This window comes from Nocardioides sp. CPCC 206347 (assembly GCF_048654605.1).
GTDB lineage: Bacteria > Actinomycetota > Actinomycetes > Propionibacteriales > Nocardioidaceae > Nocardioides.
Genome location: NZ_JBMCYZ010000008.1, coordinates 178,312 through 201,593, shown reverse-complemented (window position 1 = coordinate 201,593; position 23,282 = coordinate 178,312). Strand labels below are relative to the sequence as shown.

Genomic DNA, 23,282 nt, shown 5'->3' with positions numbered 1-23,282 from the left:
CCCGGATGGCTCCACTTCTACAATCATCACCGCGTCCACTCCGCCATCGGAGCCAAGCCACCGGTCACCCGACTGACCAACGTCCCCGGACATCACAGCTAGACCGCTTCGCCCCGTCGCCGGCGCACCAGCACGAGCCCGGTCAGGACGAGGGTGACGCCGAGGCCCACCAGTGGGCCGGTGTGGGCGGGCGCCCCGGTGTCGGGCAGGGCCGCGTCGTTGTCGGGCGCGACCTCCGGGTCGGGGTTCGGACCGGGTCCGGGCTCCGGGTCGGGATCGGTGTCCGGGTCGGCCACGGCAGCGATCGTGGCGTCGTCGGACGCCGTCACCGCGGTGCTCGAGCAGTCGGGGCAGTCGACCGAGCCGGTCGCGGTGGCCACGTCGTGGTGACCGCCGGCGGCCACCGTCACGTCGCAGGTGTACGACGCCCGCGCGCCCACGCCCAGGTCGCCCACGGAGCGCCCGCATCCGGCCACCTGGTCGTCGGTGACCTCGATGGCGTCGACCCGCACGTCGCCGGTGTTCTCGACCGTGATGGTGATGGTCACCGTGCTGCCCGGTGTCGTGCTGGCGACGGCCGGGGTCTTCGTCAGCGCCAGCGCCGGGTGGATCACGTCGACGAGGACGGTTCCCGACGAGGCGGGGACGACGGCGCCGGTGGGCGAGTGTCCCGCGACCGTGGCGGTGTTCACGATGTCGTTGGCACCAGCGGTGATCGTGCAGGTGAGCTCGGTGCTGGCGTCGGGCGCGAGGTCGGGAACGGCGCTGTCGCAGGCCGGGTACGCCGGGTCGTCCAGCTCCAGGTCGGTCAGCGTGGCCGTCCCGGTGTTCGTCACGGTGAGGGTGAAGGTGACCGGGTCGCCGGGCAGGACGCGGGCGACGTCGACGCCCTTGGTCAGGGTCAGGCCGGTCCGGAACACGTCCACGAAGTCCGTCGCCGTGTCCTTGACCTCGATGCCGAGGGGCGAGGTGCCCGACGCGATGACGGTGTTGGTGATGTCGTCGAACGGGGCGGCGACGGTGCAGTCGTAGTCGACGGAGGCCCCCACCCCCAACGGGCCGAGGTCGGCCCGGTCGCAGGACGGGAACGACGGGTCCTCGACCACGACCGGGTCGAGGGGAACGGTGCCGGAGTTCGTCACCGTGATCGTGAAGGTGACGTCGTCACCCTCGTGCACGAGGTCGGTGTCCGCCGTCTTGGTGACCGTGAGACCGGGGTCCTGCACCTCGACCAGCGCCGAGGCGTCGTCGCTGACCTCGACATCGTCGGGCGGCGTACCGCTGACCGTGGCGTCGTTGCGGAACTCCGGTTCCGTGTCCGCGATGGCTGCGCAGGTGTAGGTGAGGCTCTCGCCGGGAGCCAGGTCGGACAGGGTCCCGGCGGTGCGGGCGCAGTCGGCAGCGGCGTCGTCGGTGACCGTCAGGTCCGTCAGGAGCACGTCGCCGCTGTTGATCACCTCGATCGTGAAGGTGATCGAGTCACCGATGGTGACGGCGTCCTGCTCGGTCGTCTTGATCAGCGTGACGTCGGGGTGGATGACGTCGACGGGGGCTGCGGCGACGTCGGTCACGTCGTCACCGATGGGCGGCGTCGCGGTCACGCTCGCGGTGTTGGTGAAGTCGTCGGTGCCGGCCACGACCGTGCACTCGATCGAGGCCGAGGCGCCCACCGCGAGGGAGGCCGAGCCGGTGCACCCGGGCGCGTCGGGATCGCTGATCGTGACGTCGGTGAGCGGGACGTCGCCGTCGTTGGTCGCCGTGACCGTGAAGGTCACCGTCTCGCCGGCCCGGACGACGCCGGGGTCGGCCGTCTTCTCGAGGGCGACGGACGGATGGATGACGTCGACCGTGGCCGCGCCCGACGCGCTCAACGGCGTCCCGTCGGCGCCCACACCGGCGGCCTCGGCGACGTTGGTGAGGTCGTCGGTGGCGATCGACGTACACGTGTAGGTCTGCGAACCGCTCGGCGCGAGCGAACCGAAGGACCGGTTGCAGTCGGGGACGGCGTCGTCGGAGACGGTGACGCCGAGGGCCTGGGCCGTGGTCGGGTTCCGGACGGTGATCGTCCACGTGAGCTCGTCGCCCACCCGCGCCACCGCGGGCTCGACCGACTTCTCGATGCACAGCGCCGGGACCGGGACCGAGAGCATCAGCGCCTGCACCATGTAGGAGTCACCGTTGGTGAACGTCCGCATCTCCGCGCTGGTGTCGCCGGGGTCGATCAGCCCGGCCGGTACGTCGAACTTCTTGGCGTCGATCGAGAACGTGTTGGGGTGGCTCGGCTCCAGCTTGTTGTCCGCCGCCGACACGAAGAAGTTGTTCGGGCCGAGCGCCGTCGTCGGCTCGGGGATCCCGTTCGTGGTGGTCAGCGTCGGCGGCGGGTTGATGTAGAAGCGGTCGCCGTTCTGGCTGGAGTCGCCTTCGTACGCGACGATCCCGGCCCGCACGGGCAGGCCGCTCACGCGGAAGCCGCTCACCGGGATGGACGTGGAGTTCGGGGTCGTGCTCTGGCGGACGTGGCCGTCGTACACGAAGACCTGGCGTCGCTCGGCGCCGCAGTCGGCCGCGTCGAGCGTGTGGATCACGGACAGGGACCAGCCGCCGTGGCACCCCGAGCCGGTCGGCGCGTAGACGTTGCCGACCGTGATCGTGACGTCCTGCCCGGACGGCAGGCCGGCCAGGTCGGCGGTCACGTCGGCGTCCGCGCTGTAGTAGCCGATCGAGGTGGGGTCGAACGAGTGCTCACCGGGTACGACGTCCCGCGAGGCCCCGCCGCCGACGGTCAGCCGCACCGGGGCGGTCGCCGACGACCCGGCCGGGTAGGCGCCCGGCTGGCCGATGCCGCACTGCTGGCCGTCGTAGTTGCCGCCCCACATGAGGCGGGCCCAGGTCACCCGGGAGCCTGCGGGGATCGTCACGGTCCCGGTGGAGGAGTTGTAGGTGCCCGCGTCGTCGTCGACGTCGACGTACTGCATGGCGTAGCCGTTGTTGTTGTTGTTCGGGCTGTCGCTCGCGGCGCGCAGGCGGTCACGCGCCGCCAGGCACCCGGTCGCGGCCGGGTTGCAGTCGAGCACCGTGTTGCCGGTGACCTCGAAGTCGCCGTAGACCTGCTCCTCGTGCAGCAGGCCCATCGGTTCGGCTGCGGCCTGCGCCGGGGACGGCGCCAGCACGCCGACGAAGGTGACCGACCCGGCAGCGAGCAGCACGGAAGCAGCGAGACGGTGGACGTGCTTCATGGCGCTCCCGGGGGCGGAGTCGAACGAGCCGAACCCGCCCGACGCTAGCAGCCGGTGGGGCGCAGTCGCGCCTAGATTGTCTCCGCCTGCGCGAGCAGCCCGCGCAGCGCTTCGAGGCCCCGTGAGCAGTGGCTCTTCACGGTCCCCTCGGCGATGCCGAGCTCCCTGGCGGTCTCGGTGACGGACAGGCCCAGCCAGTGCCGCAGCAGCACCGTCGCCCGTTGCTGGGCGGGCAGCTCCTGCAGGGCACTCACCAGGGAGTCGCGGTCCTCGACGGTCGTCGCGGCCGCCGTCGCAACCTCCGGGAGGGCCTCCGTCGTCCGCTCCCGACGCGACGGGCGACGGGACTCGTCGATCGCCGCGTTGAGCAGGATCTTGCGGACGTAGGCGTCCTCCTTCCCGCCGCGTACGACGCGGGGCCAGGCGACGTACAGCTTGATCAGGGCGTTCTGCACGAGGTCGTCGGCCTGGTGCCAGTCGCCGCACATGCCGTAGGCGATCCGGCGCAGCTGGTCGCGGCGCGAAGCGGCGAATTCGACGTAGGCGAGCTCCCGTTCGGTGCGGTTCATCGCAGGCCCTCGCTGCCGCCGGACTCGTTCTCCGCGTACTGGTTGAGCGCGAAGGTGCGGAACTGCTGGAGCGTGGTGATCCGGTCGTCACGGCGGTAGGAGATGGCCTCGGCCCTCTGGCCGTCGATCGACCGGACAGCCAGGAAGAAGGTGACTCCGTCCAGGCGCGCTTCCACCAGGGCGGTCGGCGTGCCTGCCGGCGCGAAGTTCTCGCCAAGACCGGGGTTCTGGACCTGCTTCACGATCTCCAGGCCGAAGAGCACCGGAGTGACGTGTGAGCCGCGGTCGAACCGCAGCCACTGGTCGTCCTCGATGTCCGGGCCGACCAGCTGGACCTCGGCCCACTCGCGCAAGGTGAGGCCCTGCGCAGGCAGCGGGAACGAGGAAGCACTGTCGGGTTGCAGGTAGACGTAGTACTCCGTGCCGTGGAGTCGCAGATGGTAGATCTCGGCCTGCTTGCCGTTGCTCGCGGTGAAGGAGTCCCGCTCGATGACCGCGGCAGCGGGATTGATCGCCGGCTCGCCAGCCGTCCCGGTGACGACTGGCTCGGCCTCCTCCTCGAGGCCCGCGCTCATGGTCTGCGTGGGCGTCTGCGTGGGCGTCTGCGTGGGCGTCGGCGTGGCCTTCGGCTCCACCGCCACCTGGCTGCTGTCGGGCTGGTCGTCGTTGCCCGGTGCGACCAGCCACGCCGTGCCGCCGACGACCAGCGCCGTGGCCAGGACCACCGCACCTGCGGCGATCCGGCGTCGTCGTACCGCCTTGCGGCCGGAGGCCACCGTGCTCGCGATGTCGAAGCCGGGCTCCGGCGCGTGGGCGAGCTCTTTCGCCAACCTGTCGATCATGTCCTGCACGGGTTCCTCCGGGTGTCTGCTCAAGGGTCGCTCATCGGGGGATACGCAAGGCACGGCCGATCGGTTGCCACGGTAGGTTGGCCGATAATCAGTGACCATCCACACGTCCGTACCGGATCGCGCGCAGGAGCCAGCCAGCATGCCCATCGCAACTCCCGAGAAGTACGCCGAGATGCTCGACGCCGCCAAGGCAGGCGCGTTCGCGTTCCCGGCCATCAACGTGTCGTCGTCCCAGACGCTGAACGCGGCCCTCAAGGGCTTCGCGGACGCGGGCGCGGACGGCATCATCCAGGTCTCGACGGGTGGCGCCGAGTACCTCTCCGGACCCTCGGTCAAGAACATGGTCACTGGCTCGGTCGCCTTCGCCGCCTACGCCGCCGAGGTCGCGAAGAACTACCCCGTGAACATCGCGCTGCACACCGACCACTGCCCCAAGGACAAGCTGGACGGCTTCGTGCGTCCGCTCCTGGCGCTGTCGGCCGAGCGCGTCGCCCGCGGCGAGGCGCCGCTGTTCCAGTCGCACATGTGGGACGGCTCCGCCGTGCCGATGGAGGAGAACCTGATCATCGCCGAGGAGCTGCTGGCCCTCTCGGTCGCTGCGAAGATCATCCTCGAGATCGAGGTCGGTGTGGTCGGGGGCGAGGAGGACGGCGTCGTCGGTGCCATCGACGAGAAGCTCTACACGACCCCGGCCGACGCACTGCAGACCGTTGCCGCACTGGGGATCGGCGAGAAGGGCCGGTACATGACCGCGCTCACCTTCGGCAACGTGCACGGCGTCTACAAGCCTGGCGGCGTGACGCTGCGCCCGGAGATCCTGCGCGACGCGCAGGCCGCGGTCGTCGCCGAGCTCGGCCTGCCCGCCGGCTCCAAGCCGTTCGACCTGGTCTTCCACGGCGGCTCCGGCTCCTCGGCCGAGGAGATCGCTGCGGCGGTCGACTTCGGCGTCGTGAAGATGAACGTCGACACCGACACCCAGTACGCCTTCACCCGCCCGGCGGCCGAGCACATGTTCCGCAACTACGACGGCGTCCTGAAGGTCGACGGCGAGGTCGGCGACAAGAAGGCCTACGACCCGCGCGCCTGGGGCAAGGCCGCCGAGGCCGGCATGGCTGCCCGTGTCGTCGAGGCCGCCGAGAACCTGCGGTCGGCCGGCAAGACCGTCGGCTAGTCCGGTGGGCGAGCCTGTCGAGAACCTCCCCACAGCGGCCGACGTCGACCGGGCGGCGGACCTGCTGGCGCCCGTCATCCCGACGACCCCGCTCCAGCGTGCCGACCGGCTCTCCGCCCTGACCGGGCTGGAGGTGTGGCTCAAGCGCGAGGACCTGACTCCCGTCCGGTCCTACAAGGCGCGCGGTGCCTACACCGTCCTGTCCGGCCTCACGGACGAGGAGCGGGCCCGCGGCGTCACCTGTGCCAGCGCCGGCAACCACGCACAGGGCGTGGCCTTCGCCTGCGCCCGCGCCGGCGTGCACGCCACGATCTTCCTGCCGCGCACGACCCCGCGCCAGAAGCGCGACCGGGTGGCCGCGCTCGGCGGTGACCAGGTCGAGGTCGTCATCGCCGGTGAGGCGTACGACGACGCAGCCGTCGCCGCTGCGGACTTCGCCGCTGCGTCGGGGGCGACCGTCATCCCGGCGTTCGACCACCCCGGCATCATCGCCGGGCAGGCGACCGTGGCCGCCGAGATCCTGGCCCAGTCCTCGTCGCACGGCTGGACTCCGGACGCGCTGGTTCTCCCCGTCGGCGGTGCCGGCCTGATCGCCGGATGCCTGACCGTCCTGGCCGAGCGCCTGCCCGGCGTGGCCGTGATCGCCGCCGAACCCCTCGGCGCGACGTCGCTGGCGGCGGCACTCGAGGCCGGCGGACCGGTCGAGCTGGAATCGGTCGACCCCTTCGTCGATGGTGCCTCGGTACGACGCGTGGGAGACCTGACCTACGCCGCGGTGGCCGCGGCACGCGCCGCTGTCGACCTGTCGGTGGTGTCGGTCCCCGAGGGACTGATCTGCGTCGAGATGCTCGACCTCTACCAGGTCGACGGGATCATCGCGGAGCCCGCCGGGGCGCTGGCACCAGCAGCGCTGCGACTGCCCGAGCTGTCCGGGGCGCTGGCGCCCGGCAGCAAGGTCGTGGTCGTCGTCTCCGGCGGCAACAACGACGTCTCGCGCTACGCCGACATCGTGGAGCGGGCCCTGGTCCACGAGGGTCTCAAGCACTACTTCCTGATCGAGTTCCCCCAGGAGCCCGGCGCGTTGCGCCGCTTCCTCGACGAGGTGCTCGGGCCGGACGACGACATCACGCTGTTCGAGTACACCAAGCGCAACAACCGGGAGACCGGTCCGGCGCTGGTCGGCATCGAGATGCAGCACGCCGACGACCTCACCGGGCTGCTGGCCCGGATGGAGGAGTCACGGCTGCGCGTCGAGAAGGTCCCGCCGGACAGCCCGCTGTTCGGCTTCGTGAGCTAGTCCGTTGGCCGAGGAGGTCGCGGGTCTCGAGACGGGCCGTCAGACGGCCCTCCTCGACCAACGGCCGCGTCGAGACCCTTCGGTCGCGCGAAGCACAGCACGGCTGCCAGGCCGATCAGGATCACCGCGGGTGCGATCAGCATCGACTGCCCCATCGCGGTGGCGAACGGGTCGAGGGCCTGGGGTGGCAGCGTGGCGCCGCTGCTCGCGCCTTCCGGTGCCTTCGACGGGTCGAAGGTGAGTCCGTTGGCGGAGAGCCGGGCGTCCATGAACAGGGCGATCGCGGCCGAGCCCAGCACGGCGCCGACCTGACGGGTCGCGTTGTAGACCCCGGAACCGGCACCGGCCATCTGCATCGGGAGGTTGCGGGTCGCGGTCGCACCCAGGGGAGCCCAGATGGCAGCGCTGCCGGCACCCATCAGGCCCATGGGGAGGGCGAGCTCCCACACGGCCGAGTCGGGCGTCGTGACGGCCGAGAGCCAGACCAGGCTGATGCCGACGGTGGCGAACCCGACGCTGCAGAGGTAGCGCGGGTGCACGCGGTCGGTCAGCTTGCCGACCGGCGCAGCGAGCACGATCGACAGCAACGCCATCGGGACCATCAACAGGGCCGACTCGGTGGGGGAGTAGCCGCGGACCAGCTGGGCGTAGAGCATCAGCGGGAACCCGAGGGCGGTGAAGGTGAAGCTGATCGAGCTGATCGCGATGTTGGCCAGTGAGTAGTTGCGGTCGCGGAACAGGCTGAGCGGGACCAGCGGCTCCTGCGTGTTGTAGTGCTGCCACAGGACGAACAGCACGAGCACGACGATGCCGCCGACGATGAGCATCGGCACGGTGAGGAAACCCGTGACCTTGCCCCAGTCGTACTGGTGGCCCTCCTGGATGCCGAACACCAGCAGGAACATGCCGACGCCGCTGAGCACCACGCCCAGCCAGTCGAACTTGTGCTGGTGGGTCGGCAGGGACGGCACGTTGCGCAGTGCGAGCGCGATGCCGATGATCCCGACGGGGATGTTGATGAAGAAGATCCACTCCCAGGAGAAGGCGTCGACCAGGACGCCGCCCAGCAGCGGACCGACAAGCAGGGCCACGCCGGCCGTCGCACCCCACAGCGACATCGCCTGGCCGCGGCGGTCGGCCGGGAAGATCCGGGTGATGATCGCCATCGTCTGCGGCGTGATCATGCTGGTGCCGAAGCCCTGCACGACCCGCGCGATGATCAGCCCCTCGACCGTCGAGGTCAGCCCGCACCACAGGCTGGCGAGCGTGAACACGACCATGCCGATGAGGTAGAGGTTCTTCGGGCCGAACCGGTCACCGAGCCGGCCGGTGATCATCACCGGCACTGCGTAGGCGAGCAGGTAGGCACTGGTCACCCAGACCACGCTGTTCACCTCGGCGTCGAGGTCCTCGATGATCGCCGGCGTCGCCACCGTGACGATGGTCGTGTCGACCATGATCATGAAGAACCCGAGGACCAGGGCCCACAGGGCCGGCCACGGGTTGACGTCCTCGGTGGACGTGGCAGGGATCGGGCTCGCGCTCTGGGTCACGGGGAGAGTCAACACCCGCGCGCCGACACCCGTCGCATGTGTGACCACAATGGCTCCATGAGCCTCACTCCCGGCGCCGACCTGATGGCCGGCCCCCCGCCCACGCACCTGCCCGTCGACCCCGCAGCCGAGCTGCTCGCTGCGGGCGAGGCGCCCGCGGCCGTCGTACGACGCCTGCCGGCCTCGCCCCTTGCCTGGGCGACCTTCGCCGAGCAGGCCCGCGACCAGGGTGCCGATGACGTGACCGTCTACGCCTACTCGCGTGTCGGCTACCACCGTTCGCTCGACCTGCTGCGCCGCAACGGCTGGAAGGGCAACGGGCCGGTCCCGTGGGAGCACGAGCCCAACCGCGGCTTCCTGCGCTCGCTGGCCCTGCTCGCCCTCGCCGCTCGGGCCATCGGCGAGACCGAGGAGTGGGAGCGCTGCTCGACCTTCCTCCGCGACTCGAGCCCCACCGCCGCCGACGAGCTGCTCTGATCGCGTCGTACCTGACGAAACGGTCGTGAGATCGGCCGATTGACGACAGAATCGTCAGGTACGACGGTCGGGTCGATGAGGAGAGTGACGCCGTGGACAACCCTCCCAGTCCCGCTTGGTGCACCAACTGCGGTGCGCCGATGAACGGCCGCCGGTTCTGCTCCAACTGCGGGCAGGACGGCATGCAGGCATCTGGGGGCGGCCCGGCGTCGGGCCCGGCGCCCGACCCGTCACCGATGACCGTCCCGGTGACTCCCGTGCAGCCGCCGTACGTGCTGCTGCCGAACGGCCCACCGGGGCCGCCGCCGGCCCTGCCGCCCGTTGCTCCGCCGCCCTACGTCCCGCCACCCGGCACGCCACCCCGTCGGCGCACGCCCCTGGTCGTCGGCGCGGTGGTGGCCGCAGTGGTGCTCCTCGCGGCCGGCGGGACGGGTGCCTACCTGCTCGCCACCAGCGGTCCGGACGACGCGGACACCGGGGCCAGGGACAGGGACAGGGCGTCGGCGGAGACGTCGTCGACCCCGGACCCCACGACGGCCTCGAGCACGCCGCCGACGCAGGAGGCCGTGCCGCTCCGGCCGGTGACGCTCAGCGACAAGACAGGTGACGCGCTGCTGCGGGGCCAGGGTCCGGAGACCAGTTCGGGCGGCGACCTCAGGCAGGTCCAGATCCTCCCGCAGCAGGACGGCGAGCCCGGCTGGGTGATCGTGGAGTTCGCCGGCAACGCCTCGCCGCCGGTGGGCGTCATCGTGCGGTTCGACGTGGACGGTGACAGCACGCCCGACTTCGTCTCGTGGCGCCACGTGACCACCGGCGCGACCGGCTCCGGTGCGGTCGGGGGGTGGGGCCACGGCCGCGACATCCTCGACGGTTCGCAGGCCGACGACGCGCGGTTCTCCGACGACTCCTCCGCAGCGCCCCGCGACGGCCTCGCCTTCCCCTTCCGGCTCGGGGCCGGGGACAGCCCCCGCGAGACGATCAGGGTGAACGTGCAGATGGTCAGCGACGCGGAGTACTACGACTACGCCCCGGGCCGCCATGTGTGGTCCCCGCGCGTCGACATCGCGACGCAGCAGTGAGGGGACGCCTCGGCGCGTGGGCAGTCGCACTCGGCCTCGGGACCGCCAGCCTCGGGCTGGTCTCCTGCAGCGCCGGTGACGGGGATCCCGACACCGCGGCGCCGACCGGCTCGACCAGTCCGGCCAGCTCGTCCAGCACCCAGCCCGGCGCGACCACGTCGAGCACCGAGCCGGCGGAACCGTCCCACGTCGTCGCGATCTCCGTCGACGGCCTCGCCGTCGAGGCGCTCCTCGAGCTCGGCGAGGAGGAGACACCCCACCTGCACCGGCTCCTCGACGAGGGTGCCTCGACCCTGAATGCCCGCTCCGCCTACGAGAAGAACGTCACCCTGCCCAACCACGTGGGCATGGTGACGGGCCGCCGGATCGACGCGACCGGCGGCGGCCACGGAGTCGTGTGGAACGGCAACCCGATCGACGACACCGTGCAAGCCGCCGCGGGCGAGAAGGTCGCGTCGATCTTCTCGGTCGCTCACCGGCACCACCTGACGACAGCGCTGTTCGCCGGCAAGACGAAGTTCGACATCATGCGCGACTCGTGGCCGAGGTCGATCGACGACTTCGAGGTGCGCAAGCCCCAGCGGCGCCTGGTGGCCGACGCGATCGCCCACCTGGTGACCGAGCAGCCGAACCTGACCTTCCTCCACCTTGCCGGTCCCGACGCCGCCGGGCACCGGGCCGGAGGCATGAGCCAGCCGTACCTCGATGCGGTCCGCAGGGTCGACCGACTCGTCGGCCAGGTCATCGCGGCCATCGAACGCACGCCCGCGCTCGACGGCACCACCACGGTGATCCTCACCGCCGACCACGGCTTCGCCGCCGGCACCCGGGACCACGGAGCCCTGGTGGCCGAGAACTACACGATCCCGTTCACCATCTGGGGACCCGACGTCACCGCCGGCGACCTCTACGACCGCAACCCGGAGCGCCGCGACCCGGGAACCGGGCGGCCGTCGTACGACGGACCGCAGCCGATCCGGAACCTGGACCTCGCCGACGCGGCGATGCGCGTGCTCGGCCTGCCGCCGGTCCCGCCCGATGAAGGGCCACCCGACCTGCGCTGGTGACGCTGGTGACTCAGCCTGAATCCACCGATCCGGGCTCAGGGCGTGAGCAGCGCGCGCACCTTGTCCGGGCCGAGGGCCATGAAGAGCGTGGGCAGGCGGGGTCCGCGCTCGGCGGCGACGAGCAGCTCGTAGAGCAGCTTGAAGAACGCCTTCTGGTCCGCCTTCACCTCATCGGTGGGCGGGTCGTCGAGGGCCAGCCCGCGCGCCAGCTTCGGGACGCCGTAGATCAGCGTGGTCAGCTCGTCGGAGTCCGCGAACGAGTCGGGCAGCCGGTCGAGCAGCTGGCCGAGCCAGAGCTGCTCGTCCTCGTCGAGAGCGGCCAGGCGCTCGGTGTCGGCGGACTCGCGGACGACGGTGCGGTCCTCGGGGTCGACGTACGCGGTGATCCAGGTGGCTGCCTTCGAGAGCCGCGGTTCGAGGTCCGCCTCGCTCGCGCCGACGGTGCGCGCGGTGATCTCGCGCGATCCCGCGGTCACGTCGGCCACCGACGACAGCATTCGGAACGGCGAGACGACGGCTGGCGTCGGCAGCGTGCCGGCGGTCGAGGTCGCGGAGGCCCGCTCCCATGCGAGCACCGCGGCGTCACGCTTCTCGGGGATCGCCGCCTTCTTCGTCAGCGCGTCCCACTCGTCGTACAGGCGCAGGACCTCCTGGCCGAAGTCGACGTTGAACGCCTGCTTCGGCTGGCGGCGGACGTAGAGCCAGCGCAGGATCGGGGCCTCGAGGATGCGCAGGGCCTCCTCGGCGGTCGGTACGCCGCCCTTGGACGACGACATCTTCGGCATGCCGGCGACACCGACGAAGGAGTAGCCGACGAACGACGGGGCCGAGCCGCCGAAGATCGGGCCGACGATCTCCTTGCCGACCGTGTACGACGACCCGGGGCTCGCGTGGTCGACGCCACCGGGCTCGAAGTGCACGCCCTCGAAGGTCCAGCGCATCGGCCAGTCGACCTTCCAGACCAGCTTGCCCTCGTTCTGAGTGGCGACGTTGGTGACGTAGGAGTCGCCGCACACGTCACAGGTGTAGGCCAGGTCAGTCGTGTCGTCGTCGTACGACGTCAGGGTGACGGTGTCGCGGCCGCAACCGCGGCAGTAGGGCTTGTAGGGGAAGCGGGCCAGGTCCTCGTTCGCGCCGTGGCCGGAGTCCTCCTCGGCCGTGGACTCAGCAACCTCTTCGCCCTCGACCGGCTCGGCGGCCTTCTTCGTGCGGAACCGCGCCATCACGGTCTCGATCTCGCCACGCTTCGCGATCGCGGTGAGCACCTGCTCACGGTAGGCGCCGGCGGCGTACATCTCGGTCTGGTCGACCTCGACCATCTCGCAGCCGAGGTCCTTGAGCGCGGCGCGGAGCGGGGCCTTGAACCGCTCGGCCCAGTTCGGGAACTCGCCGGTCGGGTCGGGGACCGCGGAGAGCGGCTTGCCGATGTGCTCGCTCCAGGAGGGGTCGACGCCGGCGGGGACCTTGCGGAACCGGTCGTAGTCGTCCCAGCTGTGGAGGTGGCGGACGTTGATGCCGCGGCGCCGGATCTCCTCGGCGACGAAGTGCACCGTGAGGAACTCGCGCAGGTTGCCGAGGTGGATCGGGCCGGACGGGCTGATGCCGGACGCGCAGGTGACGACCTCGGGCAGGGTGCCGCCGTTGACGGCCTCCGCGTGCCGGAGCGCCAGGTCGGCGGTGCGGGTCACCCAGTCGCTCGGGTCCTGCTGGTCTCCACCTTGGTTGCGCTGTCCTCGTGCCACGGCGCGAAGCCTAGTTGTCCGACGGCTCCGACTCCGATTCGACCGGCACCACCATCGCGTAGGCCGCCGGGAGCACCCGCCACGAACGGCTGCGCACCGGGCCGTCGATCTCTCCGTCGCTGTTGCAGGTGAACTCGCTGCCCGACACCCGCACGGACCGGCCGCGCACGATCTGCACGTCGGAGTGGTCCTCGTGGCGCCCGAACGGCAGGCGCAGCGCGTAGCCGAGGCGCGACAGGGTGCCGACCGGAGTGGCGACGAGGACGTCGACGAGTCCGTCGAAGGGGTGGGCGTCGGGAGTCAGCTCGGTGCCGCCGCCGACCGATGCGCCGTTGCCGAGCGCGACCATCAGCACCTGGCGGTCGACGTCCACGACGACCTCGCCGTCGACCTCCACCCGCACCCGCAGGGTGGGCGGGTTCAGGGCCGTCTGCAGTGCGCCGATCGGGTAGCCGACCTTGCCGAGGTTGACCTTGCCGATCCCGACGGAGCCGAGCCGGGTCTTCCAGCGAGCGCCCTTCTCGCCGGCCTCCGCGCCCGCGCCCAGGTGCACGCCGTTGACGGTGACGGAGTCGAGGTCGTCGACGATCAGGTCGACGTCGCGGACCGCGCCGTTGGCGACGACCTCGGCGGCCTCGGCCGGGTCCAGCGGGATGCCGAGGGTCCGGGCGAAGTCATTGCCCGTCCCGAGCGGGACGAGACCGAGCACCCGACCGGTGAGCTCGTCGCGGCGGTGCAGCGCGGCCACGACCGCGTGGACGCTGCCGTCGCCGCCGACCACGACCAACCGGCGGTCGCCCAGGTCGCCGAGGCCGTCCAGTACCTCGTCCAGCTCGTCCGGTGACGATGTCGCATGCACCTCGACCGTGAAGTCGCGCCGCAACACCTCCAGGGCAGAGTCCAGGGCCTCGTCGTCCGCCGTACCGGCGTCGGCGTTGGTGATCACCACGATCGAGTCACTCACGACGCCAGCGTAGGGACACGCCTAGAGTTCGGGGCCATGGGGACGAGTCGCCGGTGGACCGCGCGTGAACTGATCGACCTGGTGCTGGACGACGGCACCTACGAGTCGTGGGACTCACCGGTCGACATCTCCGGCCACAGCGAGAGCTATCAGGCGGCGTTGCGGGCCGCCGCCGAGAAGGCCGGCACCGACGAGTCCGTGCTCACCGGACGTGGCGACGTCCGTGGTCGCCCGATCGCCTTCGTGGTCAACGAGTTCGGCTTCCTCGCCGGCTCGATCGGCATCGCCGCCGCTGCGCGGATCGCCGCCGCCGTACGACGGGCAACAGCCGAGGGCCTCCCCGTCGTCGCGAGTACGGCGTCCGGTGGCACCCGGATGCAGGAGGGCACCCGGGCGTTCGTCCAGATGGTCGAGATCTCCCGTGCGTTGATGGAGCACCGCGCGGCGGGCCTGCCGTACGTCGTGCACCTGCGGCACCCCACGACCGGTGGGGTCTACGCCTCGTGGGGATCGCTCGGGCACGTGACGGTGGCCGAACCGGGCGCACTGGTGGGCTTCCTGGGCCCGAAGGTCTATGAAGCGCTGAAGGGCGAACCGTTCCCCGAAGGCGTGCAGGTCGCCGAGAACCTCGCCGCGAAGGGGGTCATCGACGCGGTCGTCCTCGCCGAGGACCTGCCGACGTTGCTCGACCACGCACTCGGGGTGCTGGTCGACGCGGCGTCCCCTGCCGGTCTCGAGCGTCGTACGCCCATCGCGCCGGGCACGACCGCCGACCACCCGGTCTGGGAGGACATCGAGCTCACGCGGGCGGAGGGCCGGGTCGGTGTCCGCGACCTCCTCCGGTACGGCGCCGCCGGCACCCTGCGCCTGCGCGGCACCGACGAGGGGGAGCGGGACGACTCCGTCCTGATCGCCCTGACCCGCCTCGACGGGCAGCCGTGCGTGCTGGTCGGGCAGGACAGGTCGCGGCAGTCGGAGGCCGCCGCCATGGGACCGGGCGCCCTGCGCGAGGCCCTGCGCGCCATGAACCTTGCCGAGGAGCTCGGCCTGCCGCTCGTCACGGTGATCGACACCCCGGGTGCGGAGCTGTCGGCCGCGGCGGAGGAGGGCGCCATGGCCGGGGAGATCGCCCGCTGCATCGCCCGCCTCGTCACGATGACGGTGCCGACCGTGTCGGTGATCCTCGGCCAGGGCTGCGGTGGCGGCGCGCTCGCGCTGCTCCCGGCGCGCACCGTCCTCGCCACCGAACGCGGCTGGCTCTCACCGCTGCCTCCCGAGGGCGCGAGCGTGATCGTGCACGGGGACACCGGCCACGCCGCCGAGATGGCCGCCCGGCAGAAGGTCGGCGCCCTCGACCTGCTCGCCTCCGGCGACGTCCACGGCGTCATCCCCGAGCGGGACGACGACACCCCGGAGACCCTCGCCCGCGCGGTCGCCTCCGAGGTGGCGGCCCGCCTCGGCTGACCGCGTTCCCTGCCCCGTATGGGCAGGCGCCGATCGGGTACTGCCGCGACATGTACATCGGACTTGGAATCGTATTGCTCGTGGCCGGGCTCATCCTGGCCCTGGATGTCATCACCGCTGACCTGAAGTACATCAACGAGGATGCCTTGGGCACGATCTTCATCGTTGCCGGAATCATCGCGATCGTGTTGTCGCTCATCTACACGCCGCCGTGGCGACGGGACGCCTTCGTGCGCCGGGGTGACGACCCCCGGATCGACCCCCGGATCTGATCGCTGGGTGCAGTTCTAGCTGACCTGCATGTCGTCGGAGGACCAGAAGGCGCGCATGCTCAGGATCTTGCCCTCGTCGTCGAACGTCATCACGTCGACCGGGGCGAGCGTGTAGCTCTGGTCGCCGACCCTGGTGACCAGCTCGAAGGCGAAGGCCGCCTCGTTGCCGGCGACCCGGGCGTGGATCAGCCGGGCCTCCTGCTCGAGCCCGTCCAGGGCGCCGTAGAACTCCGCGATCGACTCGCGGGTGGTGCGCACCTCGGTGCCGACCGGGTCCTCGACGGTCGCGCCGTCGGCGTACAGGGCGACGACCTCGGCAGAGGTGCCGTTCGCGACCAGGTCGATGTAGTTCTGGACGGTCCCGAGGATGGTTTCCCTGCTGGCTGCCACTTGCTTCTCCTTGACGACGAATAAGTAGAACGTGTTCTTGTTTCGCCGAATCTAGCCCCTCGGTCGCGATTTGGTAACGTTGCGCCGCAAGAGCGCCCCGGTCCTTGCCGGGGCTTCTTGCTTGTCACACCCACCAGCATCATCAGTGGCGCGTCGAGCAGCCGTCTCCGGACGGAGGGACTCCGTCCGGAACGAAGGAGAACCAAATGCCTGCGATCGTGATCGTCGGAGCCCAGTGGGGCGACGAGGGCAAGGGCAAGGCCACCGACCACCTGGGCAGCCAGGTCGACTACGTCGTCAAGTTCAACGGCGGCAACAACGCCGGCCACACCGTCGTCATCGGCGACGAGAAGTACGCCCTCCACCTGCTGCCCTCCGGCATCCTGACGCCCGGCTGCACGCCCGTCATCGGCAACGGTGTCGTCGTCGACATCGACGTGCTCTTCCACGAGATCGACGGCCTCGAGGCCCGCGGCATCGACACGTCGAAGCTCAAGCTCAGCGCCAACGCGCACGTCATCGCCGACTACAACCGCCAGGTCGACAAGGTCGCCGAGCGCTTCCTCGGCAGCCGCAAGATCGGCACCACCGGCCGCGGCATCGGTCCGACCTACGCCGACAAGATGAACCGCATCGGCATCCGGGTCCAGGACCTGTTCGACGAGAAGATCCTCACCCAGAAGGTCGAGGGCGCCCTCGAGCTCAAGGGCCAGGTGCTCACCAAGATCTACAACCGCCGCGCGCCCTCGGTCGAGCAGACCGTCGAGGAGCTGCGCAGCCATGCGGAGCGGCTGGCGCCGTACGTCTGCGACACGACGCTGTTGCTGGGCCAGGCCCTCGACCGCGGCGAGGTCGTGCTGCTCGAGGCCGGCCAGGCCACGCTGCTCGACGTCGACCACGGCACCTACCCGTTCGTGACCTCCAGCAGCGCCACCTCCGGCGGCGCCTGCACCGGCTCGGGCATCCCGCCGACCCGGATCGACCAGGTCATCGCGATCGTGAAGGCCTACACGACGCGCGTCGGCGAGGGTCCGTTCCCGACCGAGCTGAACGACGACAAGGGAGAGTTCCTGCGCAAGCAGGGCTTCGAGTTCGGTACGACGACCGGCCGGCCGCGTCGCTGCGGCTGGTACGACACCGTCATCGCGCGCTACGCCGCACGGGTCAACGGCGTCACCGACTTCGTGCTCACCAAGCTCGACGTGCTCACCGGCCTCGACGTCGTTCCCGTCTGCGTCGCCTACGACGTCGACGGCGTCCGCCACGAGGAGATGCCGGTCAACCAGACCGACTTCCACCACGCCGTACCCATCTACGAGAACCTTCCCGGCTGGTCCGAGGACCTCACCGGTTGCCGCACCTTCGAGGACCTCCCGAAGGCCGCGCAGGACTACGTCGAGTACGTCGAGGCGCGCTCCGGCGCCCGGATCTCGGTCATCGGCGTGGGTCCCGAGCGCGAGCAGGCGATCGTGCGGCACGCGCTGCGCTGATTCCCTCCGTGCCGGGCCGGGCTGCGGCGCAGGTTCAGTCGATGAACGCGAACCTGTCGTCGCACTCGGCGCCACAGTCGAGGGCACCCCAGCCCTCGATGTCGGCGAACTTCGAGCCGTCGGAGAGGCGCACGCCGAGGGCCAGGGAGTCCTCCTCGGTGTCGAGGAGCTGGACGAGGTCGGCGTCGCCGTCGCCGTCGACGTCGGAGAGGGTGGCATCGGCCAACGCGTCCTTGGCGAACTCCTCGCGCCGCTCCTCCTGGGTCCGCTTGGTGCTCCACCACAACCCCTGCTCGGTGATGGCGCCGTCGACGAAGTCGTAGACGATGATCCCGGTGTTGGTGGCACCGATGATGACCAGCTCGTCGTCCCCGTTGCCATCGACGTCACCGACGGCCCAGTCGGACAGCAGGGGCGCGCGGGGCGCCTGGGTCAGGTCGAGGTCCTTCGTCGCGGTGAAGCCGTCACCGTCGGCGAGCAGGACGCGGATCAGGCCGGCGACGTCCTCGGTGCCGGGGTCGGCGTCAACCGGGCCGTCGTCGAGGTCGGCGGCGTAGAGGACGTCATCGGTGTCGTCGCCGTCGAAGTCGGCGATCCAGATGCTGCCCTGGGAGAGCTCGGAGCGGTACCACGGCACCGGTGCGGCAAAGCCTTCCTTGGTGCCCGCCGCCACGTGGATCGTGTCGACGTCACCGGCGTCCCCGATCAGCACGATGTCGCCGCGTCCGTCGCCGGTCACGTCGCCGATCCGGGCTGAGAAGTCCTGCAGGTCGTAGTCGGGTTCGATCCGGACCTCGGTGTCCCACGGTTCGCCCCGGGCCGGCTCGACGTGCACGGCGAGGATCTCGTCCGACGTCTCCTCCAGCCAGGCGACGTCGGGGCGACCGTCGGCGTCCACGTCTCCGCGCACAGGCGTCCCGGCAGCGCTGGTTGTTCGCTGCGCCTTCGTGAACAGCTGACCCGTGGATGCGAGCGTCCAGGTCGGCAGCGGGCTGAGCGAGTCGAAGCGGGACTGCTGGACCAGCGCATCGCCGTTCCCGTCGCCGTCGAGGTCGCCGGTCACCCAGTCGACGGGTGCCGGGTCCTCGGCCTCGCTCGTCGGGTCGTCCAGGGATCGCCAGGTCAGGGCGGCGATGACGACCGCGAGCACCGCGACGGCGACCGCTGCCACGACCAGCGGCCAGCGCCGGCGACGCACGGGAACGGACTTCTTGCCACCGGGGACCACGGTGGGCGCGGCCCCTCCGGGCGGGATCCGTACGGCGGTCGGCGCATCCGGCGCGCCCGCGGGGCCGTCGAGGGTGTCGGCCGGAGCGATGGCAGCGAGGCTCTCGAGGTCGGCGCGGAACTCGGACGCGTCGGTGTAGCGGTCGGCGGGGTCCTTCGCGAGCGCGCGCTCGACCACGGCGTTGAGCTGGTCGGTGAAGGGTCCGCTGCCGGGCAGCCGCGGGATCGGTGCCTGCTGGTGCGCCATCGCGACCTGCACGTCCGTGCCGGTGTAGGGCTCGCGGCCGGTGAGGCAGGCCCAGAGCACGCAGCCGAGGGCGTAGACGTCGCTGGAGGGCGTGGCCGGCGCACCGGCGGTCCGGTCGGGGGAGAGGTAGGACCAGGTGCCGGCGACCATGCCGGTCGCGGTCGGCGCGGGACCTTCGACGCCGTCGGCGCGGGCGATGCCGAAGTCGCAGAGGTAGGCGTGCTGGTCGGGCGTGCCGGCACCACGGATCAGCGCGTTGCCGGGCTTCACGTCGCGGTGGATCACGCCGACCCGGTGGGCGTCGGCGAGCCCGCGTGCCAGCTGCGCGCACAGCTGCAGGGCCTGCTTCGCCGGCATCGCGCCGTGCTCGTTGATCTGGGTCCACAGGTCCACGCCTTCGACGTACTGCGTGACGATGTACGGCGTCCCGTCGATCTCGTCGTGGTCGTGGATCGCGATCACGTGCGGCGAGTCGAGGCGGGCCAGCGAGGCGGCCTCGGCCTGGAAGCGGGCGCGGAACTCGGGCGACTGCGCGAGCACCCCGGTGATGACCTTGAGGGCGACGGTGCGGTTCAACCGCAGGTCGGTGGCAGCGAACACGATGCCCATGCCGCCCTGTCCGAGCACCCGGTCGAGCCGGTAGCGGCCGAACTCTTCACCCACATTGGGCACGCGCATGATTTCCCCCGAGAAGGTCGTGGACGTCGGCCCCAGTGTGCCCGATGGGTCAGTCCAGGCCGGCGACCCGGCGTGCGGTGGCACGGAAGTCGACGGCGACGTCGCTCCCGTCGAGATAGTTGCCGACCAGCATGGCGTCGCGCAGCAGGACCAGTGCGGCCGCGGTGCTCGCCGGATCGGCGAGGCCGGCTGCGGTGGTCAGCTCGGTCAGGGTCTGGCGGAACCAGTCGCGGTGGCGTCGTACGACCTGGCGGACCGGGCCGCCGGCATCGGGGAACTCCGCACTGGCGTTGATGAACGGGCAGCCGCGGGTGTGCAGGCGCGTGGCGTCGTCGGCGATGCCGTCGATCACCAGGGCGAGCAGTTCCTGCGGCGAGGCCTTGCTGGCGGCGGCCAGCTCGGCGGCGTTGGCGAACAGTTCCCGGATGACCTCGTCCTCGTGATCGAGGTAGGCGACGACCAGTGCCTGCTTCCCCGGGAAGTGGCGGTACATCGTGGCTCGCGTGACGCCGGCTTCGGCGACCACCCGGTCGACTCCGACGCCGTTGATGCCCTCTTCGTAGAACAGCCTGGTCGCCGTACGCAGCAGTCGCTCGCGGGGTTCGGAGGGGGGCACGGAACCGATCCTACGAATCTCGCCCTTGACGGAATGCATGGTGTGCCTCCATGGTTGTGCAGAAGAACGAACGTTCTCTCTACCAGACTAGCCCATCGATCGAGGAGAAGCCATGACCACCACCAGCACCGTCACCGTCCGCGAGGCCAACGAGGTCCGCGCTGCCAACGACTCCGGCCGCCAGCCGATCGTCTTCGTCCACGGCCTCTGGTTGCTCCACGACAGCTGGACCCCGTGGAAGGACTTCGTCGAGAGCCGGGGCTACGCAGCGATTGCTGTCGACTGGCCCGGTGACGAGGCGTCCTTCGACGCCGCACACGCCCATCCTGATTCGCTCGCCGGGACCTCCGTCGTCGACGTCGCCGACCACGTCGCCGAGGTCATCGGCGGCCTTGACCGCAAGCCGATCGTGATCGGCCACTCCTTCGGCGGGCTCCTGGTCCAGATCATTGCTGGTCGCGGCCTCGCTGCCGGGACCGTCTCCATCGACCCGGCGCCCAGCCAGGGGGTCCTGCCGTTGCCGTTCTCGGCCCTGAAGGCGGCCTTCCCGGTGCTCGGCAACCCGCTCAACTACGGGCGGACGGTCACCCTCACCTTCGATCAGTTCCGTTACGGCTTCGCCAACGCGGTCTCCGAGGAGGAGGCGCGCCAGCTGTACGCGACTGCCCACACGCCCGCCCCCGGACGACCGCTCTTCCAGGCGGCCACGGCGAACACGAATCCGTGGGCGAAGACCAAGGCCACCAAGAAGAACGCCGATCGCGGCCCGATGCTCGTCATCACCGGCGAGAAGGACAACATCGTCCCCTTCGCCCTGGCCAACGCCGGCTACAAGAAGCAGCGGAAGAACAAGCACCACGTCACCGAGATCGTCGAGATTCCCGGCGTCGGACACTCGCTGGTGATCGACAGCCACTGGCGTGAGGTGGCCGACGCGTCGCTCGAGTTCCTGGGCCGCAACGGGCTCGGTGCCTGAGTCTCCCTAGAATCGACCTCCGTGAAGACCCTCGTCATCGGTACCGGCGGCCGCGAGCACGCGCTCGCGCTCGCACTCTCCCGCGACCCCTCGGTGGCGGAGGTGCACGCGGCACCGGGCAACCCGGGCATCGGCGCGTTCGCCACGTTGCACCCCGTCGACCTGATGGACGGCACGGCGGTCGCTGCCCTGGCGGCGGAGATCGGCGCCGACCTCGTGGTGATCGGCCCCGAGGCGCCGCTCGTCGCGGGCGTCGCCGACCTGGTCCGTGCGGAGGGCATCGCGGTGTTCGGACCGTCGAAGGCTGCCGCGCTGCTCGAGGGATCGAAGGCCTTCTCCAAGGAGGTCATGGCCGCGGCCGGCGTGCCGACCGCCGGCTCCTACACCTGCACGACGGCCGAGGAGGTCGCTGCCGCGCTCGACGAGTTCGGACCGCCGTACGTCGTGAAGGACGACGCACTGGCTGCGGGCAAGGGCGTCGTCGTGACCCGCGACCGGGACGAGGCGATCGCCCACGCCGCCGCGTGCGGCCGCGTCGTGATCGAGGAGTTCCTCGACGGCCCGGAGGTCTCGCTGTTCGCGGTCTGCGACGGCACCACGGCCCACCCGCTCCAGCCCGCGCAGGACTTCAAGCGGATCTTCGACGGCGGTCGCGGCCCGAACACCGGCGGCATGGGCTCCTACTCGCCGCTGGCCTGGGCGCCGGCCGACCTGGCGGCAACCGTCATGGCGACCGTCGTACAACCGACGCTGGACGAGATGAACCGCCGGGGTGCGCCGTTCGTCGGCTGCCTCTACGTCGGCCTGGCGCTGACGGAGTCCGGCCCGCGGGTCATCGAGTACAACTGCCGCTTCGGTGACCCGGACATCCAGCCGGTGCTGGCCCTGCTCGAGTCCCCGTTGGGTGAACTGCTCTCGGGCGCGGCCAACGGCCGCCTCGCCGGGACGCCGGCGCCGTCCTTCCGTGACGGTGCCTCGGTGACCGTGGTCCTCGCCTCGGCCGGCTACCCGGAGTCGTCGTCGAAGGGCGACGTGATCACGGGTGTCGGTGCCGCCAACGGTGTCAGCGATGTCGACGTGATCCACGCCGGCAGCAAGCTCGTCGACGGCCCCGACGGACAACAGCTGGTCACCGACGGCGGCCGCGTGCTCGCCGTCCGTGCGATCGGGTACGACGTCGAGGATGCTCGTTCGCGGGCCTACGCCGCTGCCGACCTGATCACCTTCGACGGCCTCCAGCGCCGCTCCGACATTGCTGCCGAGCCGCTGGGTGTCGTCGAGGGTGCCTCACTCAAGGACGATTGAGTGAGCCCGATCCGCCCGGCCACCGACGCCGACCTCGACGCCGTGTCGGCCATCTACGCACGTGAGGTCCACGAAGGCACGGCCACCTTCGACCTGGCGCCGCCGCCCCGCTCGAAGTGGGAGGGCCTGCTCGCCTCCACGCACCCGGGCGACCACTTCCTGGTGGCGACCGACGGCGACACCGTCCTCGGATTCGCCTACTCCTCGGCGTTCCGCCCGAAGGGCGCGTACGACGGCACCCGCGAGGTGACCATCTACCTCGACCCCGCCGCCGCGGGCCGCGGCCTCGGCCGGCGCCTGTACGACGACCTGCTGGCCCGCCTCGCGAGCGGCGGCATGCGCACGGCGCTGGCCTGCATCTCCCTGCCCAACGACGCGAGCGAGGCGCTGCACCGCGCGTGCGGGTTCGAGCGACAGGGCGTGTTGCGCGAGGTCGGCCGCAAGCACAACCGGTGGATCGACGTCGTGTGGTGGCAGAAGATGCTGGCCACTGACTGAGGCCTGTGGACAGGCGATTCTCGCCGTTTCGTCGGCCGAGTGCCGCGGCATTCCTTCCCTCGCTCCCGACAGGAGCGCAGAATGGAAGGGGTCCGGATGTGTCGACGCCGTTC

Annotated in this window: 20 protein-coding genes and 1 pseudogene; 12 read left to right on the top strand and 9 right to left on the bottom strand. The window is 70.9% G+C overall.

Annotated elements, in window-relative coordinates; translation table 11 throughout:
• A pseudogene (locus tag ACOACQ_RS22955) lies at window positions 1–102 on the top strand (IS481 family transposase); the annotation flags it as partial.
• On the opposite strand, the gene ACOACQ_RS22950 reads toward ACOACQ_RS22955, so the two are convergent.
• The 3 genes from ACOACQ_RS22950 to ACOACQ_RS22940 form a co-directional block, all read right to left on the bottom strand.
• Window positions 99–3,236, bottom strand: coding sequence for a DUF7507 domain-containing protein (locus ACOACQ_RS22950; RefSeq protein ID WP_420289350.1), 3,138 nt, complete (start codon window positions 3,234–3,236; stop codon window positions 99–101). The pseudogene ACOACQ_RS22955 and the gene ACOACQ_RS22950 overlap by 4 nt on opposite strands.
• A 71-nt stretch (window positions 3,237–3,307) precedes the next feature.
• Complete coding sequence (locus tag ACOACQ_RS22945; RefSeq protein WP_420289349.1) at window positions 3,308–3,805, bottom strand: SigE family RNA polymerase sigma factor; 498 nt, start codon at window positions 3,803–3,805, stop codon at window positions 3,308–3,310.
• Entirely contained in the window at window positions 3,802–4,680 is an 879-nt protein-coding gene (locus ACOACQ_RS22940; protein ID WP_420289348.1) for a hypothetical protein, read from the bottom strand. Before ACOACQ_RS22940 ends, ACOACQ_RS22945 begins: the two co-directional genes overlap by 4 nt.
• Before the next feature lie 115 nt (window positions 4,681–4,795).
• On the opposite strand from ACOACQ_RS22940, the gene fbaA reads away from it, so the two are divergent.
• Window positions 4,796–5,827 (top strand): class II fructose-bisphosphate aldolase, encoded by a 1,032-nt coding sequence (gene fbaA, locus ACOACQ_RS22935; protein WP_378604472.1) that lies wholly within the window; start codon window positions 4,796–4,798, stop codon window positions 5,825–5,827.
• A gap of 4 nt (window positions 5,828–5,831) precedes the next feature.
• Window positions 5,832–7,124, top strand: a complete 1,293-nt coding sequence (ilvA, locus tag ACOACQ_RS22930; RefSeq protein ID WP_378604475.1) for a threonine ammonia-lyase IlvA — start codon at window positions 5,832–5,834, stop codon at window positions 7,122–7,124.
• Here the strand turns inward: ilvA and ACOACQ_RS22925 are convergent.
• Window positions 7,121–8,677, bottom strand: a complete 1,557-nt coding sequence (locus ACOACQ_RS22925; protein WP_420289347.1) for a DHA2 family efflux MFS transporter permease subunit — start codon at window positions 8,675–8,677, stop codon at window positions 7,121–7,123. The genes ilvA and ACOACQ_RS22925 overlap by 4 nt on opposite strands.
• Window positions 8,678–8,734: 57 nt before the next feature.
• On the opposite strand from ACOACQ_RS22925, the gene ACOACQ_RS22920 reads away from it, so the two are divergent.
• The 3 genes from ACOACQ_RS22920 to ACOACQ_RS22910 all read left to right on the top strand — a co-directional run bounded on the left by ACOACQ_RS22920 (window position 8,735) and on the right by ACOACQ_RS22910 (window position 11,300).
• Window positions 8,735–9,154, top strand: coding sequence for a DUF3151 domain-containing protein (locus tag ACOACQ_RS22920; protein WP_378604481.1), 420 nt, complete (start codon window positions 8,735–8,737; stop codon window positions 9,152–9,154).
• Window positions 9,155–9,246: 92 nt separating this feature from the next.
• Window positions 9,247–10,233: a zinc ribbon domain-containing protein gene (locus tag ACOACQ_RS22915; protein ID WP_378604484.1), complete on the top strand. Its 987-nt coding sequence runs from the start codon at window positions 9,247–9,249 to the stop codon at window positions 10,231–10,233.
• On the top strand, window positions 10,230–11,300 hold the full coding sequence (locus ACOACQ_RS22910; protein ID WP_420289346.1) for an alkaline phosphatase family protein: 1,071 nt from the start codon (window positions 10,230–10,232) through the stop codon (window positions 11,298–11,300). The genes ACOACQ_RS22915 and ACOACQ_RS22910 overlap by 4 nt, the downstream gene beginning before the upstream one ends.
• 35 nt (window positions 11,301–11,335) lie before the next feature.
• Here the strand turns inward: ACOACQ_RS22910 and lysS are convergent, their stop codons facing one another.
• Together lysS and ACOACQ_RS22900 are read right to left on the bottom strand one after the other, a co-directional pair.
• Window positions 11,336–13,042 (bottom strand): lysine--tRNA ligase, encoded by a 1,707-nt coding sequence (lysS, locus tag ACOACQ_RS22905; protein ID WP_420289345.1) that lies wholly within the window; start codon window positions 13,040–13,042, stop codon window positions 11,336–11,338.
• Between the two features lie 10 nt (window positions 13,043–13,052).
• Window positions 13,053–14,006, bottom strand: a complete 954-nt coding sequence (locus ACOACQ_RS22900) for a diacylglycerol/lipid kinase family protein (RefSeq protein WP_420289344.1) — start codon at window positions 14,004–14,006, stop codon at window positions 13,053–13,055.
• A 36-nt stretch (window positions 14,007–14,042) separates the two neighbouring features.
• On the opposite strand from ACOACQ_RS22900, the gene ACOACQ_RS22895 reads away from it, so the two are divergent.
• Together ACOACQ_RS22895 and ACOACQ_RS22890 are read left to right on the top strand one after the other, a co-directional pair.
• Window positions 14,043–15,470 carry a carboxyl transferase domain-containing protein gene (locus ACOACQ_RS22895; RefSeq protein WP_378604500.1) on the top strand — a complete coding sequence of 476 codons (1,428 nt, stop codon included), beginning with the start codon at window positions 14,043–14,045 and terminating at the stop codon, window positions 15,468–15,470.
• Window positions 15,471–15,550: 80 nt separating this feature from the next.
• Entirely contained in the window at window positions 15,551–15,742 is a 192-nt protein-coding gene (locus tag ACOACQ_RS22890; RefSeq protein ID WP_378604503.1) for a hypothetical protein, read from the top strand.
• A 15-nt stretch (window positions 15,743–15,757) separates the two neighbouring features.
• Here the strand turns inward: ACOACQ_RS22890 and ACOACQ_RS22885 are convergent, their stop codons facing one another.
• Window positions 15,758–16,132, bottom strand: coding sequence for a nuclear transport factor 2 family protein (locus ACOACQ_RS22885; protein WP_420289343.1), 375 nt, complete (start codon window positions 16,130–16,132; stop codon window positions 15,758–15,760).
• A 206-nt stretch (window positions 16,133–16,338) separates the two neighbouring features.
• Between ACOACQ_RS22885 and ACOACQ_RS22880 the strand changes: the two genes are divergently transcribed.
• Window positions 16,339–17,622 (top strand): adenylosuccinate synthase, encoded by a 1,284-nt coding sequence (locus ACOACQ_RS22880; protein WP_378604509.1) that lies wholly within the window; start codon window positions 16,339–16,341, stop codon window positions 17,620–17,622.
• Between the two features lie 34 nt (window positions 17,623–17,656).
• Here ACOACQ_RS22880 and ACOACQ_RS22875 read toward each other — a convergent pair whose 3' ends face one another.
• Complete coding sequence (locus ACOACQ_RS22875; protein WP_420289342.1) at window positions 17,657–19,774, bottom strand: serine/threonine-protein kinase; 2,118 nt, start codon at window positions 19,772–19,774, stop codon at window positions 17,657–17,659.
• Window positions 19,775–19,823: 49 nt separating this feature from the next.
• Entirely contained in the window at window positions 19,824–20,390 is a 567-nt protein-coding gene (locus tag ACOACQ_RS22870) for a TetR/AcrR family transcriptional regulator (RefSeq protein WP_378596828.1), read from the bottom strand.
• 112 nt (window positions 20,391–20,502) lie between these two features.
• Between ACOACQ_RS22870 and ACOACQ_RS22865 the strand changes: the two genes are divergently transcribed.
• The 3 genes from ACOACQ_RS22865 to ACOACQ_RS22855 are packed head-to-tail and all read left to right on the top strand — an operon-like array spanning window position 20,503 to window position 23,169.
• A complete protein-coding gene (locus ACOACQ_RS22865) occupies window positions 20,503–21,366 on the top strand; it encodes an alpha/beta hydrolase (RefSeq protein WP_378596827.1) in 864 nt (287 codons plus the stop codon).
• A gap of 21 nt (window positions 21,367–21,387) precedes the next feature.
• Window positions 21,388–22,671, top strand: a complete 1,284-nt coding sequence (gene purD, locus ACOACQ_RS22860; protein ID WP_420289341.1) for a phosphoribosylamine--glycine ligase — start codon at window positions 21,388–21,390, stop codon at window positions 22,669–22,671.
• The gene (locus ACOACQ_RS22855; protein WP_378604518.1) at window positions 22,672–23,169 is read left to right on the top strand and encodes a GNAT family N-acetyltransferase; all 498 of its coding nucleotides are present in this window, start codon (window positions 22,672–22,674) and stop codon (window positions 23,167–23,169) included.
• The last annotated feature ends 113 nt before the right edge of the window (window positions 23,170–23,282 follow it).

Coding starts and splice junctions, on each gene's coding strand:
- ACOACQ_RS22950 (WP_420289350.1), bottom strand. CDS start 3,236: ATGAAGCACGTCCACCGTCTCGCTGCTTCCGTGCTGCTCGCTGCCGGG.
- ACOACQ_RS22945 (WP_420289349.1), bottom strand. CDS start 3,805: ATGAACCGCACCGAACGGGAGCTCGCCTACGTCGAATTCGCCGCTTCG.
- fbaA (WP_378604472.1), top strand. CDS start 4,796: ATGCCCATCGCAACTCCCGAGAAGTACGCCGAGATGCTCGACGCCGCC.
- ACOACQ_RS22920 (WP_378604481.1), top strand. CDS start 8,735: ATGAGCCTCACTCCCGGCGCCGACCTGATGGCCGGCCCCCCGCCCACG.
- ACOACQ_RS22895 (WP_378604500.1), top strand. CDS start 14,043: ATGGGGACGAGTCGCCGGTGGACCGCGCGTGAACTGATCGACCTGGTG.
- ACOACQ_RS22880 (WP_378604509.1), top strand. CDS start 16,339: ATGCCTGCGATCGTGATCGTCGGAGCCCAGTGGGGCGACGAGGGCAAG.
- ACOACQ_RS22875 (WP_420289342.1), bottom strand. CDS start 19,774: ATGCGCGTGCCCAATGTGGGTGAAGAGTTCGGCCGCTACCGGCTCGAC.
- ACOACQ_RS22865 (WP_378596827.1), top strand. CDS start 20,503: ATGACCACCACCAGCACCGTCACCGTCCGCGAGGCCAACGAGGTCCGC.